Source organism: Ferroplasma sp. Type II (assembly GCF_000496155.1).
On the sequence record NZ_KI542746.1, the window covers coordinates 2,345 to 15,760 of the forward strand.

At 37.1% G+C, this 13,416-nt stretch carries 16 protein-coding genes, 1 pseudogene and 1 riboswitch; of the genes and pseudogenes, 11 read left to right on the plus strand and 6 right to left on the minus strand.

Annotation, left to right across the window (positions count from 1 at the left end):
• Positions 1-470: pseudogene (locus AMDU4_RS09155) on the minus strand (hypothetical protein); the annotation flags it as partial.
• A gap of 56 nt (positions 471-526) precedes the next feature.
• Between AMDU4_RS09155 and AMDU4_RS09160 the strand changes: the two are divergent.
• A complete protein-coding gene (locus AMDU4_RS09160) occupies positions 527-736 on the plus strand; it encodes a hypothetical protein (RefSeq protein WP_021787698.1) in 210 nt (69 codons plus the stop codon).
• Between the two features lie 20 nt (positions 737-756).
• On the opposite strand, the gene AMDU4_RS09165 is transcribed toward AMDU4_RS09160, so the two are convergent.
• The 3 genes from AMDU4_RS09165 to AMDU4_RS09175 form a co-directional block, all read right to left on the minus strand.
• Positions 757-933: a metal-dependent hydrolase gene (locus tag AMDU4_RS09165; RefSeq protein WP_021787699.1), complete on the minus strand. Its 177-nt coding sequence runs from the start codon at positions 931-933 to the stop codon at positions 757-759.
• Entirely contained in the window at positions 888-1,430 is a 543-nt protein-coding gene (locus AMDU4_RS09170; RefSeq protein ID WP_021787700.1) for a metal-dependent hydrolase, read from the minus strand. The genes AMDU4_RS09165 and AMDU4_RS09170 overlap by 46 nt, the downstream gene beginning before the upstream one ends.
• Before the next feature lie 78 nt (positions 1,431-1,508).
• Complete coding sequence (locus AMDU4_RS09175; protein ID WP_021787701.1) at positions 1,509-2,609, minus strand: glycosyltransferase family 4 protein; 1,101 nt, start codon at positions 2,607-2,609, stop codon at positions 1,509-1,511.
• A 151-nt stretch (positions 2,610-2,760) separates the two neighbouring features.
• Between AMDU4_RS09175 and AMDU4_RS09180 the strand changes: the two genes are divergently transcribed.
• The 3 genes from AMDU4_RS09180 (at position 2,761) to AMDU4_RS09190 (ending at position 4,914) form a co-directional block, all read left to right on the plus strand.
• Positions 2,761-3,027, plus strand: coding sequence for a DUF211 domain-containing protein (locus AMDU4_RS09180; RefSeq protein WP_021787702.1), 267 nt, complete (start codon positions 2,761-2,763; stop codon positions 3,025-3,027).
• A complete protein-coding gene (locus AMDU4_RS09185; protein WP_021787703.1) occupies positions 3,024-3,548 on the plus strand; it encodes a hypothetical protein in 525 nt (174 codons plus the stop codon). The genes AMDU4_RS09180 and AMDU4_RS09185 overlap by 4 nt, the downstream gene beginning before the upstream one ends.
• 62 nt (positions 3,549-3,610) lie before the next feature.
• Positions 3,611-3,709: riboswitch (TPP riboswitch) on the plus strand.
• Positions 3,697-4,914, plus strand: coding sequence for an MFS transporter (locus AMDU4_RS09190; RefSeq protein ID WP_021787704.1), 1,218 nt, complete (start codon positions 3,697-3,699; stop codon positions 4,912-4,914). Its footprint overlaps the riboswitch before it by 13 nt.
• On the opposite strand, the gene AMDU4_RS09195 is transcribed toward AMDU4_RS09190, so the two are convergent.
• Positions 4,898-5,860 carry a uracil-DNA glycosylase family protein gene (locus AMDU4_RS09195; protein ID WP_021787705.1) on the minus strand — a complete coding sequence of 321 codons (963 nt, stop codon included), beginning with the start codon at positions 5,858-5,860 and terminating at the stop codon, positions 4,898-4,900. The genes AMDU4_RS09190 and AMDU4_RS09195 overlap by 17 nt on opposite strands.
• Positions 5,861-6,019: 159 nt before the next feature.
• On the opposite strand from AMDU4_RS09195, the gene AMDU4_RS09200 reads away from it, so the two are divergent.
• Together AMDU4_RS09200 and AMDU4_RS09205 are read left to right on the plus strand one after the other, a co-directional pair.
• The gene (locus AMDU4_RS09200; RefSeq protein ID WP_021787706.1) at positions 6,020-6,694 is read left to right on the plus strand and encodes a hypothetical protein; all 675 of its coding nucleotides are present in this window, start codon (positions 6,020-6,022) and stop codon (positions 6,692-6,694) included.
• A 185-nt stretch (positions 6,695-6,879) separates the two neighbouring features.
• A complete protein-coding gene (locus AMDU4_RS09205; RefSeq protein ID WP_021787707.1) occupies positions 6,880-7,806 on the plus strand; it encodes a hypothetical protein in 927 nt (308 codons plus the stop codon).
• Here the strand turns inward: AMDU4_RS09205 and AMDU4_RS09210 are convergent.
• The gene (locus tag AMDU4_RS09210; protein ID WP_021787708.1) at positions 7,793-9,367 is read right to left on the minus strand and encodes a glycosyltransferase family 2 protein; all 1,575 of its coding nucleotides are present in this window, start codon (positions 9,365-9,367) and stop codon (positions 7,793-7,795) included. The genes AMDU4_RS09205 and AMDU4_RS09210 overlap by 14 nt on opposite strands.
• A gap of 104 nt (positions 9,368-9,471) precedes the next feature.
• Between AMDU4_RS09210 and AMDU4_RS09215 the strand changes: the two genes are divergently transcribed.
• From AMDU4_RS09215 to AMDU4_RS09235, 5 genes are read left to right on the plus strand one after another with little or no spacing between them, the layout of a single operon-like run.
• Positions 9,472-9,942, plus strand: a complete 471-nt coding sequence (locus tag AMDU4_RS09215; RefSeq protein ID WP_021787709.1) for a hypothetical protein — start codon at positions 9,472-9,474, stop codon at positions 9,940-9,942.
• Positions 9,943-9,977: 35 nt separating this feature from the next.
• Positions 9,978-10,910 (plus strand): dihydroorotate dehydrogenase, encoded by a 933-nt coding sequence (locus AMDU4_RS09220; protein WP_021787710.1) that lies wholly within the window; start codon positions 9,978-9,980, stop codon positions 10,908-10,910.
• A gap of 49 nt (positions 10,911-10,959) precedes the next feature.
• Positions 10,960-12,381 (plus strand): RNA-guided endonuclease IscB, encoded by a 1,422-nt coding sequence (gene iscB, locus AMDU4_RS09225; protein WP_290704850.1) that lies wholly within the window; start codon positions 10,960-10,962, stop codon positions 12,379-12,381.
• On the plus strand, positions 12,382-13,125 hold the full coding sequence (locus AMDU4_RS09230; protein ID WP_021787712.1) for a dihydroorotate dehydrogenase electron transfer subunit: 744 nt from the start codon (positions 12,382-12,384) through the stop codon (positions 13,123-13,125). It abuts the gene before it with no gap.
• Between the two features lie 36 nt (positions 13,126-13,161).
• Positions 13,162-13,395, plus strand: a complete 234-nt coding sequence (locus tag AMDU4_RS09235; RefSeq protein WP_021787713.1) for a hypothetical protein — start codon at positions 13,162-13,164, stop codon at positions 13,393-13,395.
• Positions 13,396-13,416 lie beyond the last annotated feature (21 nt).

Below are 13,416 nucleotides of genomic sequence, written 5' to 3' on the forward strand. Positions count from 1 at the left end.
CGGGATACGGCAATAACGAATCTGATTCCCTTTATCACTATGGATGCAGTGGCATATTCATATGCATAATTGGTTCCGGCCTTATTCTTTGTGCCTATTATTCCCTCTGTTTCAATGTCACCATAATACATCTCGTCGTGCCAGTCTATGGCGATGATGAGAGGTTTCCTGAAGAATCCTTTCTTTCTCATTGTGGCAATAAGATCTGCATTGATCTGTAGCAGTCCTTCCGGATTCTTATCACGGAGATGATTCCTCACAGTCTGTCCGGATATACCTGTAAGTTGAGATGATCCCTCAACATAGCTGTTATCCATGCAGGCCAGAAGAACCGTTTTAAGGGTAAGGTTCTCGCTCCTGGAATCTCCAAAGTTGAGAGATTCCTTTATGGACTGCACAAAATTTATGTAACTTCCTGTAGTATGGGCTCTGTCTGGCATGTTTTTCATCATCAAAGTCGGTAGACTCATGCCAGACAATTGTCAGCTGAAATATATTTTTGATCTACTGTATAGAAGATTACTACATGAATAGCTATTCTGAATCAGTACTCATGAATTCTATCAATTACTTTATATTCAGGCAGCATGGGAAAATTAAAGACAGACTTTTCCTGGGATACGAAATTGACCCCACAGCTCTGGCTGGCGGAAATTCTTCTGATTATTCCGAATGTTTCTATGCCACTGGAACACTTATAAGAAAATTAAAAATTTATGGGAATAGTGAAAAATAACTGATTTATGGTTAACAATTCTATACTTTGAAGGTTTTTTCTATTTCGGGAATTGTTACCACTATGCCTAATTTTTCGGCCTTTTGCTGGAATTCCACTGGGTCAGCCTTAATAGGTGGGAATGTATTGTAATGCATTGGAATGGCATTTTTTACCTTAAGAAGCTTAAGTGCTTCCACTGCCCCATCAACATCCATAGTATAATGCCCCCTATAGGCACCATGGCAATGTCCGGGTGGTACACACTTCCTATCAGTTCCATATCCTTGAAAAAGGTGGTATCGCCCCCGTGATATATTTTTACATCTTTATTGTTTATAATATACCCCATTGCCTCACCTGCATATAAACCGTTATAACTTGAGGAATGTATTGCAGGAACAGCTGTTGCCCTTACGCCCTTATACTCAATTGTTCCTCCTGGGTTGATATCTATGGTCTCAACCTGCTCCTTTTTGATAATTTCGGAAAGTTCGAAGGAACAAACAATAGGGGATTGATTTTTCTTTGCTATTTTAACGGCATCCCCTGCATGGTCAAAATGCCCGTGTGTTACCAGTATAAGATCGGCTTTCACGTCTTCGGCATCTGCCTTCGCCTGTGGATTTCCGCTGAAAAATGGGTCAACAAGTATACTAATGCCATTCGTTATTGAAAATCCTGCATGTCCATGCCAAGTTATTTCAGTTTTCATAAATATTTAATTCCCATATCCTATAAAATTTTTATTTTTTTCATATCCTTTTATCATGTTTTTATGAATATATAAAAATCATTTCCCAGAGTATACCTTTTCCATTTCCTCATAAAATTTTCTAAGGATAATGTCCCACCCATATTTCCCGGATATATAATCATGTATGGCGATTTTATTCTCATATTTGCCTGTATATTCTATTTTTTCTCCTATCTTCTCCAGTGATTTCAGTATTCCTGCTTCTGTATTATCCATATATTCCAGAAAATTCATTTTTTCTATGCCATCAAAACGTGGTTTCAGGGATTCAGAGGCCACAACATAGAGACCTGATGACACTGCTTCGAGGACAACGTTACCGAAGTTTTCCAGTATCGATGGAAAAATAAAGGCATCTGAATTTCTGTATATCTCCCCTAATCTATCATCATCAGGATTTTTTATATAATTAACATTTTTGATTCGGGATGAAAAAAGTGATTCAAGTTCACCTGAACCTACTACTGTTAGCTCCATATTTAAGTTATGATTCCTGAATATATTGACAATTTTGTCTATTCCCTTGGATTTTTCCAGCCTTCCCACGAAAAGTAGCCTAATTGTATTATGTTTCCTTTCTGCGGGATAGAATCTGGAAGAATCGACACCGTTTGGTACACAAAAATATTTACTGAATGGTATGTGCTCACTGTTATAGCAGTTTATGAGGTGTATTGCTTTGATTTTTCTGAACATTAGATTATTTTTTATTAAGGCAGATATGGCATTATTGAGTATTTTTACTCCTGTATAGTTTGAAGGTATATTCCCGTGTTCACTCCATACGAAAAATGAATTATGTTTAAACAGATAATAGTAATCATCATTTGTCAGATAAATTATATTGGAATTCTTTTCAATGTTTCTGATAATTGTCAAATTCATTATTCTGTCAAATTTGAGAATAATAGGTGCCATTAATCTTATGACAAAATTTATTTTGCCCGAAGTGCCTATTATCAATTTAGAGTAAACTGATCTGATTCCATAAAGATTCTCTGTGCCATGTGCGGGTATACCCTGAAGCACTATTTTTCTAAAATTCTGTGTTTTGAAGGAATTGTAACGCGAAATTGTTTTTTCTATGCCTCCATTATAATTAATGCTGGAAGGTATGACGAATGCAATGGTAATCATTGGTTTTGATATGCAATTTAATATAAAAATATATGCAGGTTATACACGGAAATAATCAAATTGCAAAAGGTTAATAAATCATCATTTAATATTTGATATAAATAGAGAAGAATGAAGCCGATGGCTAAAATCTTCGAGGTTTGAAATACTTATGAATCTGAGGAGAATTTTACTGGATGTTGACAAGGGATTGAATAGACCAACTTTGACAGAACTTGCCGGTTCCATCGAAGATGTGCCGGGAGTGGATGCAGTTAAAATAACTGTTACCGAGATGGATATGGAAACAATGGGAACAAGTATTACTGTTGAGGGAATAAACATAAATTATAATTATCTTATAAAGGTAATAGAGGATATGGGTTGCGCAATACATTCCATTGATGAAGTCATTACAGGAAAACACGTCATAAAATGAATAAAAAATACATATTTCCCGTAAGCATAGGCCTTTCTGATGGTATTATAACAGCATTAATACTTGCGTCCGGGGGAATTATAGGAAAAAGTACTATAGATTTATTTGAGGCTTTCAAGATTTCATTCGGATCCGCGTTTGCCGGGGCTTTCAGCTACTTCATAGCTCAGTACGCCGGTCTGAACGAAGAACTGCACAGGACAGCACTGCAATTGAACCTTAAATCTACAAATTATCTACTGAAGGGGCATCTGGGCATAGAAATATTTGTCGAATCCCTGCTGGGTGCCTTTATAGCAGCCTTTTTCGGTTTTCTGGGTGCACTGATTCCACTGTCTTCATCGCTGATTATTAAAAACAATATTGAACTTCCACTATTCCTTTCATATGCCTCTCTTGCTGTTCTAGGATTATTCATTAGCAAAACTACTGCCGGCAGGGCCAGATTCTGGATATTAGTTATGGTTACAGTTGGGATAATAGTAACCATAGCCGGATACGAGTTGAAATTAATAGTATAAAACTTATCAAACATAAAATTTTCATCGGGCAAAGGTTAAATATTTATCTTAAATTTAGTTAATTAATATTCTGGGGGAGCTTTTTGGCTGAGAGGATAGGGATCGACCCCATGAACCTGATCCGGTTAATACCGGCGGAGGGAATGAAATGGAATACGATAATGTAGAATACAGTAAAATATCAGAAAAAATCAGCAAGACACCATGGAACAGGGAACACTGGATTATTTTTATAGCTATATCAACTTCCTTTTTTATGTGGGGCATAACCCTGGCAATTGCACCACTGATTACAACATGGTATTTTGTTCCACAATTTTCATATTATTATATTATAGGGGCAGCGCCAGCTGGGCTTTTATTAGGCAATATGACGATGGGCTATATATCAGATCGCCTTGGAAGAAAGAATATTTTTCTACTGACAATAGGTATAACTGTTCTGGGGCTTCTGGGTATAGGAATATCATACAATTACATCTATCTGATAATATTTGTATTTATTGCCGAATTTGGCCTTGGTGGCGATGAGACACTTTCACTGGCAATCATGGTTGAATATCTGCCACTTAAAAATAGAGGATTTGCCATCATTGAATCGTCAAATATGGCTAATATAGGCATTACTCTGATAGCGGGGTTATTCCTTGTTTTTACCTCATCGGTTATAATTCAAAAAATGTGGCTTATTACCATTGCAATATTATCAGGGATAATCTCTATAATAGCACGATACCACATGGAAGAAAGTGGGTTATGGATACTGGGAACAAAAATAGGAACAAATAATAAAATTACAGCAGGTAATGCCATAAAATTTCTGGCACTTTCATTCATGGGAATCGCCATAATAGTTGGATTTGCATTTTCAGATCTTGTTCTCGGTCCTTTCCATTTTCCCCAGTATACAGGAGTTATAATTTTCTTTTCCGTTCTGGCTGAATCAGTTTTTGGTGTTCTGGGTGGATATTATATGGGTAAAAGTAGTAGAAAAACTCTGGCAATGGTCGGATTCACTGGAATGCTGGCATCATGGGTAATCGCCGTTATATTCCTGAACATAATCATATCAAATTTATTTTACCTTTTAGCTATACTTTCTATTAGTTCAATATTCGGGGAAATAGCATGGGGGTCTAGAGAATTACTGGAACCAGAAAATTTTATAAGCAAGTATAGAGGTAGAGGAATAGGATCAGTGAGATCCGTTGGATATGCACTTTATATTGTTATTATTTTCATTCTTATAAATGCCGGCATAGAAACATATGCTTTTTTTATTCTTATTGTTTATCTGGCAGGATTCGTGGGGTCCTCACTCTATATGCTATATGGCAGGGAAACTAAGTCTATGAAGATCCGTTGAAAAAATTTTTAAGAATTTGAAAATCATTCTTCATTATTTCTAAGTTTGCAGGGTTGCGCAATGCAGCAGCAGGGTGGAGTGTTACAAAATATTTTTCATTGAATAGTTTGCCATGATCTTTCATTACACTGTCAATAGATATTAGAGACCGTGCCGCCACTGAACCTAATAGGACTATGATTTCCGGCTGTATAATATCCATCTGAGCGAGAAAATACGGTTTGCAAATAGATATCTCCTCATCTGTTGGGGCTCTATTTTTTGGTGGAAAAAACTGTACAATGCTGGTAATATAACAGTCCTCTCTCTTTAGGTTAATTTCCTCAATAAGGCTATCAAGTAGTTTCCCACTTCTCCCTACGAAAGGCCGTTTTATTATATCCTCATTCCTGCCCGGAGCCTGTCCAATAAAGCATATTCTGGCATTCAAATTTCCCTCTCCCGGAACAAAATCAGTGCTCAGGTCCCATTTTCTATTTTGGGGAATATCTCTGTATTCATCGTTCAACTTTTTCATTTTATCCTGTTTTACAATATAGTTATTTGCGTATTCCAGCAATTTTCTCTGGTTGGCAAAACGAAGAATTGACATACCCTCCTCATAATTAAGCCATATATACCCTCTATGTTCGTGCGATACAGTTATAGCAATATCAGCAGATACCTCGGAAAGAAACATTCTTACATGCTTCAATATTTTTGTTCCCCTGAAGGTAAAGTAATAAGTAATATCATAATGAAAAAATGGAACAAGGTTTTCTGGAACTAAATTTATACCGGATTCTTCCATAGTTTCTCTTAGCGCGGCCTGTATTCCAGTTTCTCCTTCTTCTATATGCCCCTTTGGAAAATCAAGCCAACCTTCCTTTCTTTTCAGCAGGAGGAAATTATATTTATCCTTACATCTGGAATATACAACAATTCCATAACTGTATTCCACTCTCATGGAAATATGATTATATTATAGTATAAAAAATGGGGGACGAAAATTTGATTGAGATATAAAATTCTCACGGTAATTAGCCATGGTAATTTAAAATTAATATTACAGGTTCTATTGACCATGGACAAAAAACTCTTTATTTTATTATGTGTATGGTAATAAATGAAAATATATGCCGAAATATATCCTTCAAGAAACTTAGAGAGTCTCAGGGGTATGATTGAGCACATGGATATGTTTGATGGCTTCAATATACCGGACAATCCACTGGGGTATCCCACTATGCCTCCAGAGCTCATAGGTTATATAATTAGGAGGCAATTTCCAGAAAAAGACATTATTATTAACCAGCGATTGAAGGATATAAATGAGCTTAAATTAAGGTCCATAATCACAGCAGCTAAGGCAATAAAAGCATCAATCATATTTACACAGGGCGACAAACCACGTTATGGTAAGGAGCTAAATGATCTGGATTCTGTCTATGCTATGAACCTTGCCAGGCACAGGGGTGTAGAATCTGGATTAATTTTAAGCTTTAGAAAAGCCTTAAAAGATATAAATGGAAGGTTAGAGCTAAACGCAAATTTATTCCTTGTAATAAATTTCGACGATCTTTCAATTCTAGAGAGCATGAATACGGAACGACTTATCCCATACATAATTGTTAAAACTCAAAAAAATGGAAATATACTTGAAAAAATCAATCAATCATCTGTTAGAGTCGAAGACCTGCACCTCTACATGAAGAAATTTAAAAAGTACAGGCTTACGGGAATACTCTTTTCTGTTCCCGGAGACAATGAAACATTACTAAACATAAGGGACTATTTTTAAGAAGCATCGGGTACCATGTTTCCTTATAATTCGATATAAATATTCTTTATTCATATCGCTATATATTAAAATTGTTGATCTCCCGGTCTTTTTAATTTCCCCTACACAAAAAGTACGATAGTTTAAGGGAGAGAAGATGTTCAAGTGGAAAGAAATTATTATTATTCACCACATTATTCTATATTATGCCAATAGTAAAGCCAGATAACAACTCTCCCACCTCCGGAATTCAGGAGGCCATAGATTCATGCATTGATGGATTCGTCATACTAGGATCTGGTGAATACCATATACGAGAATCCTTAATTATAAAAAGTGGGACACGGCTTATTTCATCTAATAAGGCAATACTTGTTAATGACATTGAAGATGGTTTTGAACCTTTTATAAGGGTTGAACCCTATGCAGACATAGAATACTTAATTGCCAATTCAAACGGAAAGAGTGGAATCTTATTGGGGAATAGTCGAAAAAACAACAACATTAATGTGGGATATCTAAAGGTGTACAATACCGGAACAAATTATGATAAAGAACCCATGCGCGCTATTCTGATCAGAGGGTACAATATTGCAATAGATACAGTAGATATCTACAGAGGAAATGTAGGGCTTAGCATTGAACATGCCGCGGATATACGAATCAAGGAGATGCAAATTGTCGCATGCTCCACGGGGATCAGGGTATTCAATGCCAATAACCTGAGTTTCTCTAACTTTTCAATAGATTCCTGTAATTATACTGGCGTGCAGGTGGATTCAACAGAAAACTCCTATTTTCAGGGGACAATATGGAGTAATACAAAGGATTATAAGGGAATCAATAACACATGTGGACTCCTGATAGGGAAATATAGCAAAACATTCAGTAGGAATATAAGAATGAATCTTAGAATCATTGACAGTGGAATAACGGGTTTAGCCATAGCGAATGCCAGGAACATCTATATTGATGCTATTATTTCTAACACGACCGGGAATCAAATAGAAACTGGCATAAATTTTGGTGAAAATATAGAGAATATAAATATAACAGGAATAATGGATAAAATAGAAACTCCATTTACAGGATATATAAAAGGCAGAAATAGTATGATTGTTATTGACCCTTGAAAACTGGAGAATCTATCGAAGATTCCCTTGGTGTTCTATTAACAAAGAAAATTGGTACCAAAAGCATGAACTGGAAAAACCCCCAGAATGCTGATATATCTGTGTATAGATTGTTCTGGATAACCATATAAATTGAGGCAATGAGCAGAAAAACCATAATGGTAATTTGCGGCCAGAAATGGGACCATGGGAGTTTTCCACCAGTCCTTGCAGTCGTAAACGGCCTTGATTTCTTTAGCAATGCACTTATTGTAGCAGAAATGCTCAGAGGGAAAATAAGGACATTTGCAGCCATGTTTAAGAATACAAACCGCAATGGTGCTTTTTTGTCGACATGTGAAAGCACAAATGTTGTCATCACGAGCATGGTGTATGGAAGCCAGGCAACTAAATAAAGCAGGTTATTGATTGTCAGGACTCTTATTCCAAAAAGATCAAGTATTGGTGATAAAAGGAATATAAGATAGAACCACCCAAATGTATACCATGTTGTTGTAGCAAACCAGTCCAGTTTTTGTCTATGGGAAAAATTTTTGCTGAACATAATCGTTTTCAGTATTTTCGGCATTAAAGTTAGTGAGCCGTACATCCACCTCCATTGCTGGTTCACATAACCTTGCATAGTAACCGGTGCACGGCCGAACACAAGTTTTTTATTGAAATAAATACCTGTCCAACCTTTTATTGCCATATTTACTGTTGTGGCTATATCCTCCACAATGTTTGATTCGTCAAAATAACCTACTGATTTTAATGCCTCTACCCTGTAGACCACATTGGTCCCACAGGAGAATAGTGTCCCCGAAACACTCTTTCCCTCTGTGAGTATTTCATAAAATATAAATTGCTGTGCCTGTGCAATTTCCGCAAGAACGCTGGAATCAGAATTAGAATATATTTGTGGAACCTGGACAAATCCTATTTCTGGATTTTTGTCCAGTATGGCTGTAGTTTCTCTCAAAAAATCTGGTGATGGCATCTGGTCTATATCAAGAACACAGGCATATGGCTCATTCAAAGTTTTCAGAACATCGTTCAGGGCTCCAGCTTTGTAGCCTCTGCGATTTTCGCGGTGTACGTATTTCATTCCCAGTCTTTTGCATAATTCAACTATATAGGTAGAATCGCCTTTTGTTGAATCATCCAGGACATAAACATCTGCATTATCCTTAGCATTGGAGTATATGGCAATCAGATTTGTTATAACCATTTCTTGATCTTCATTATAGATTGGGACAAGTACGGCTACTCTGTCATGGATTCCAGACACATAGCCATTATCTATGGTTTCTAGATATTTACTTTTGCTTCTCCGGAATGAAAGAAAGTAACCGATACTCTGTATTCCGAAAAATACACTGGCAAGCCAGAACCAGAGAGTAAATGTATATTCTATGATTGTCCCATGCTTCATAACCAGTCCAGCATACAAGGATGCTATTATCCCTACAAATATGAAGAATATTGAAACAATCGTCATTATGTTAACAATAATTGAAATATATTTTCCCGTCGCAGGTTCTGGTTTTTGCTTTTGTCTTATATTCACGCCTTTTTTCATAATGCAAATATTAATTCATATATAAAGCTATACTACGGATTCTCAGGTATCCCATTATCCAATCAGGATAAAAATATTAATAAGGCTTAATTTAATGTTTACAGGTGTATTGCGTAACTATTAAGGATAAACAGGTATCAAATTATGAAAATATATATCAGATTCTTAAATTAAAGGTTGACTCCATATTTGTTATAGATTATGATGCTATAACACACAGATATTTGAATCTGAAATTATATGACGAGCTTTCAAAATTTTTTGAACTAACAGTAATGAACTACCCAGAGACTGAAAACGATCTTATGGATACCATTATAAACGGGGCATCTGTGGTTGTCATAAACAACAACCTCACATACAGTAGAATAGCTAAATATCTGGACTTCACACAGAATATTGCAATGAGATACAAATACATAGACACATGCATTTATTTCTCAGAGAAAGGTGGCAATATGTACCTTACTGACAAGGAGGTAATGCTCCCATATACTCTGGCATATAGCTATAATGGTTTTCCAATAAAAGATTCTGTCCAGCTTCAAAATTTTCCGGCAAACTTTATGGATTAGAATAATTTAGATATTATGAATAACTTTAGATACATATGCAATTTGACACTCACATAGGAATAGAATTGGAAAATCCATTTATTCTTGCCTCAGGCATACTTGATGAAAATGGATACACAATAAAAAGAATTCTTGAATCTGGTGCTGGAGCCGCAGTGACTAAATCTATAGGATCCGAGGAAAGAAGGGGATTTGATCCACCAGTAATATATAAGGAAAATAATTCAGCAATCAATGCAATAGGGCTTTCAAACCCCGGCATAGAAAATTATGGGCAGGAAATGAAAATAGCTATTTCTTCAGGGAAACCTGTCATAGGAAGTATTTTCGGCCAGACACCAGAGGAATTTGCCATGCTTGCAAAAAAAATGCAGTCATACGGTGCCTCGGCCGTGGAACTTAATCTTTCATGCCCCCATGTGAACGGTTACGGTATGGAGGTCGGATCTGATTTTGAACTTGTTGCTGCAATAGTATCAGAAGTAAAGTCCAAGGTAAATATACCCATATATTCAAAACTTTCACCAAATACTTCTGATATGATAAAACAGGCAACAGCCGCAGAGAAATCCGACGCTTACGTGCTCATAAACACAATAAAGGCCATGAAGATAGATATACACGCAAGAAAGCCCGTACTGAGCAATATATACGGAGGGCTCAGTGGAGAATCTATAAAACCAGTGGGTATAAGGTATGTATATGAGGTTAAAAAGATAACTGGCAAGCCTATTATTGGAGTGGGCGGTATAACCACCTTTGAGGATGCACTGGAATATATGATGGCAGGGGCATCGGCAGTACAGATAGGCACAGCAATTTCGAAAAATGGAATAGGGATATTTAATAACATGTCCAGAGCATTGAAGGAATATATGGAGAGTAATTCAATAGATGATATAGGGGAAATCATAGGGGTGGCAATCCAGTCAACTACCCCCAGCTCACGCAGGGGGCTTGTTCCGTGAGGAACAGCGCAAGAGTTGATTAGGGGGCTTTAAAAACATGGAGAAAAACATGAAAGAAAGGCAGAAGTTAGATAGGAGAGATACATACACACCCACGGATGCTCCACAAGTCCGTGGCAACTGTGATCATGCATTAAACAGAGAGGAAACTCTCAGTGTGCATGGTTTAAAAACCCCTTCTAACAACCCCGATGTGGACATACTCCAGCCAGCAGGAGGGCATAAAGTCGATATGCTGGTATTTATTTTAAACGATGATGGTAAACCATTAATGCCATGCAAGCCTGCAAAGGCAAGGCATCTCTTGAAGGAGAAAAAAGCAAGGGTAGTTTCTTCCAATCCATTCACATTACAATTGCTCTGGCATTGTGAGGAATATACAGATCCTACAATATTGGGTATAGATGCAGGATACAAGCATATTGGATTCTCAGCAGTCACAGAAAAGAAGGAACTGATATCAGGAGAAGCGGTCATAAGAACCAATATACCCAAACTCAATCAGGAGAAATCCATGTATCGCAGGAACAGGAGAAACAGGCTGTGGTACAGGCAACCACGGTTCATAAACCGGGGAAATAATAGTAAGGGATGGTTTGCACCTAGCATAGCTCACAAACTACAGACTCATATAAGACTGATTGAGAAACTGAAAAAAATACTTCCCGTATCCAAGGTTATTATTGAGGTTGCTTCATTCGATCAGCAGAAGATGAAGAACCCTGAGATAAGTGGGATAGAATACCAGCAGGGAGAACTTCAGGGATATGATATCAGAGAATACCTCCTTGAGAAATTCCATAGAAAGTGTGTGTACTGTAGAAAGACCAATGTACCAATGGAAATAGAACATCTCACACCAAGATCAAGAAATGGCCCTGATACAGTAGACAACCTTGCCATCTCATGCCATGAATGCAATCAAAGGAAGAATGATTTAACAGCAGAAGAGTTTGGATATCCTGAAGTGAGAAAGAGAGCACTGAAATCATTAAAAGATGCAACATTCATGAATATTGTAAGGTGGAAGCTCACACAGCTTACGGAAGCAATACATACATTCGGGTACATAACAAAGAAGAACCGCATATCCCCTGGTCTGGATAAGAGCCATGCCAACGATGCATTTGTGATTGCTGGAGGAACCACGCAGGCAAGACCCACTGTTTTTGATGTAACACAGAGAAGGAGAAATAACCGTTCCCTTCAAATTAACAGAAAGGGATTCAGGCCATCAATAAGAAGGAGAAGGTACCCCTTACAACCCGGTGATGTAGTGGAATTCGGGGAGAGCAGATACGGCGTTGTTGGGGTTCATAGTTATGGAAATTATGTAATAATAATGAATGGTGAAAAGAAGATGGATGTTAACATAAAGAAGGTAAAGTTGGTAAAATACGGCAAGGGACTGAGGTTCACTACCCAATTCCTCCCCACGCTATCGCATATGGATCTCTTTGGGGGGAGTTAGATGAAATATTTTACAGTAGCAGAAAACAAAAGAGAAACCCATAATGTAAATACACTAGTTTTCCATGATGATATTTCCATTGTTCCCGGGCAATTTATAATGGCATGGGCTCCACGGATTAACGATATACCTCTTTCATTCTCATCGGTTTCCGATCCTAAAGCCATAACAATAAAGGTTTATGGTGATGCATCGGCGTATCTTGCCGGATTAGGGCCAGGTGACAGATTATTCTACGAAGGTCCATACGGAAATGGCTATGATATAGTCCCGGGCAAAAAATTGCTTATAGGTGCCGGTAGTGGTATCGCATCATTGATGCCTTTAATAGATGGCAACACAACTGGTTTAATATCCGGAAAAACCGCTGAAGACATACTATTCAGTGACAGGTTCACTGAAGGCAAGCTGCACATTGTTACAGATGATGGAACGGCAGGAAAGAAAGGGTTTGTAACCACAGCAATGGACGAACTGGACATTGAAGATTTTGACATGATATATGTTTGCGGCCCTGAAATTATGATGAAATCCGTTGTGGATTATTTAAAGGATAAAAATGTTAACTGCCAGTTTTCCCTTGAAAGATCCATGAAATGTGGTGTGGGATTATGTGATTCCTGCTCCATAAACGGTTACCAGGTATGCAGTGACGGTCCGGTATTCTCAATAGCAGAATTAAAATCAATGGATGAATTTGGGAGAACAAGGCTGACATATTCAGGGAAAAGGGTATTCTTTTAGAAAATATTTAATAATGCCGTACAATTATAATAATTAATGGCTGATGGAAGTATAGAGGAAGAATGTGTTTTCAACAGGGAAGGGAAATGCTATTTTTTAGAATCCAGCGTAAAAACATGCACTCTATGCTTTAACTTCAAAACTTTCCATATGATAGGTAAAAAAAGGAAGATGTATTACAACATTTTCGATTATTTAAAGGAAAATAACCTGTCTGATAATCTTTTTCCGGAAGGAAATACTGAACAGGACTCACTGAAAAATTTATAATAAATATTATATTATTTCGTG

Coding starts and splice junctions, on each gene's coding strand:
- AMDU4_RS09195 (WP_021787705.1), bottom strand. CDS start 5,860: ATGAGAGTGGAATACAGTTATGGAATTGTTGTATATTCCAGATGTAAG.
- AMDU4_RS09180 (WP_021787702.1), top strand. CDS start 2,761: ATGAATCTGAGGAGAATTTTACTGGATGTTGACAAGGGATTGAATAGA.
- AMDU4_RS09185 (WP_021787703.1), top strand. CDS start 3,024: ATGAATAAAAAATACATATTTCCCGTAAGCATAGGCCTTTCTGATGGT.
- AMDU4_RS09230 (WP_021787712.1), top strand. CDS start 12,382: ATGAAATATTTTACAGTAGCAGAAAACAAAAGAGAAACCCATAATGTA.
- AMDU4_RS09235 (WP_021787713.1), top strand. CDS start 13,162: ATGGCTGATGGAAGTATAGAGGAAGAATGTGTTTTCAACAGGGAAGGG.
- AMDU4_RS09190 (WP_021787704.1), top strand. CDS start 3,697: ATGGAATACGATAATGTAGAATACAGTAAAATATCAGAAAAAATCAGC.
- AMDU4_RS09210 (WP_021787708.1), bottom strand. CDS start 9,367: ATGAAAAAAGGCGTGAATATAAGACAAAAGCAAAAACCAGAACCTGCG.
- AMDU4_RS09200 (WP_021787706.1), top strand. CDS start 6,020: ATGAAAATATATGCCGAAATATATCCTTCAAGAAACTTAGAGAGTCTC.
- AMDU4_RS09160 (WP_021787698.1), top strand. CDS start 527: ATGAATAGCTATTCTGAATCAGTACTCATGAATTCTATCAATTACTTT.
- AMDU4_RS09165 (WP_021787699.1), bottom strand. CDS start 933: ATGGATGTTGATGGGGCAGTGGAAGCACTTAAGCTTCTTAAGGTAAAA.
- AMDU4_RS09175 (WP_021787701.1), bottom strand. CDS start 2,609: ATGATTACCATTGCATTCGTCATACCTTCCAGCATTAATTATAATGGA.
- AMDU4_RS09205 (WP_021787707.1), top strand. CDS start 6,880: ATGCCAATAGTAAAGCCAGATAACAACTCTCCCACCTCCGGAATTCAG.
- AMDU4_RS09220 (WP_021787710.1), top strand. CDS start 9,978: ATGCAATTTGACACTCACATAGGAATAGAATTGGAAAATCCATTTATT.
- AMDU4_RS09170 (WP_021787700.1), bottom strand. CDS start 1,430: ATGAAAACTGAAATAACTTGGCATGGACATGCAGGATTTTCAATAACG.
- iscB (WP_290704850.1), top strand. CDS start 10,960: ATGAAAGAAAGGCAGAAGTTAGATAGGAGAGATACATACACACCCACG.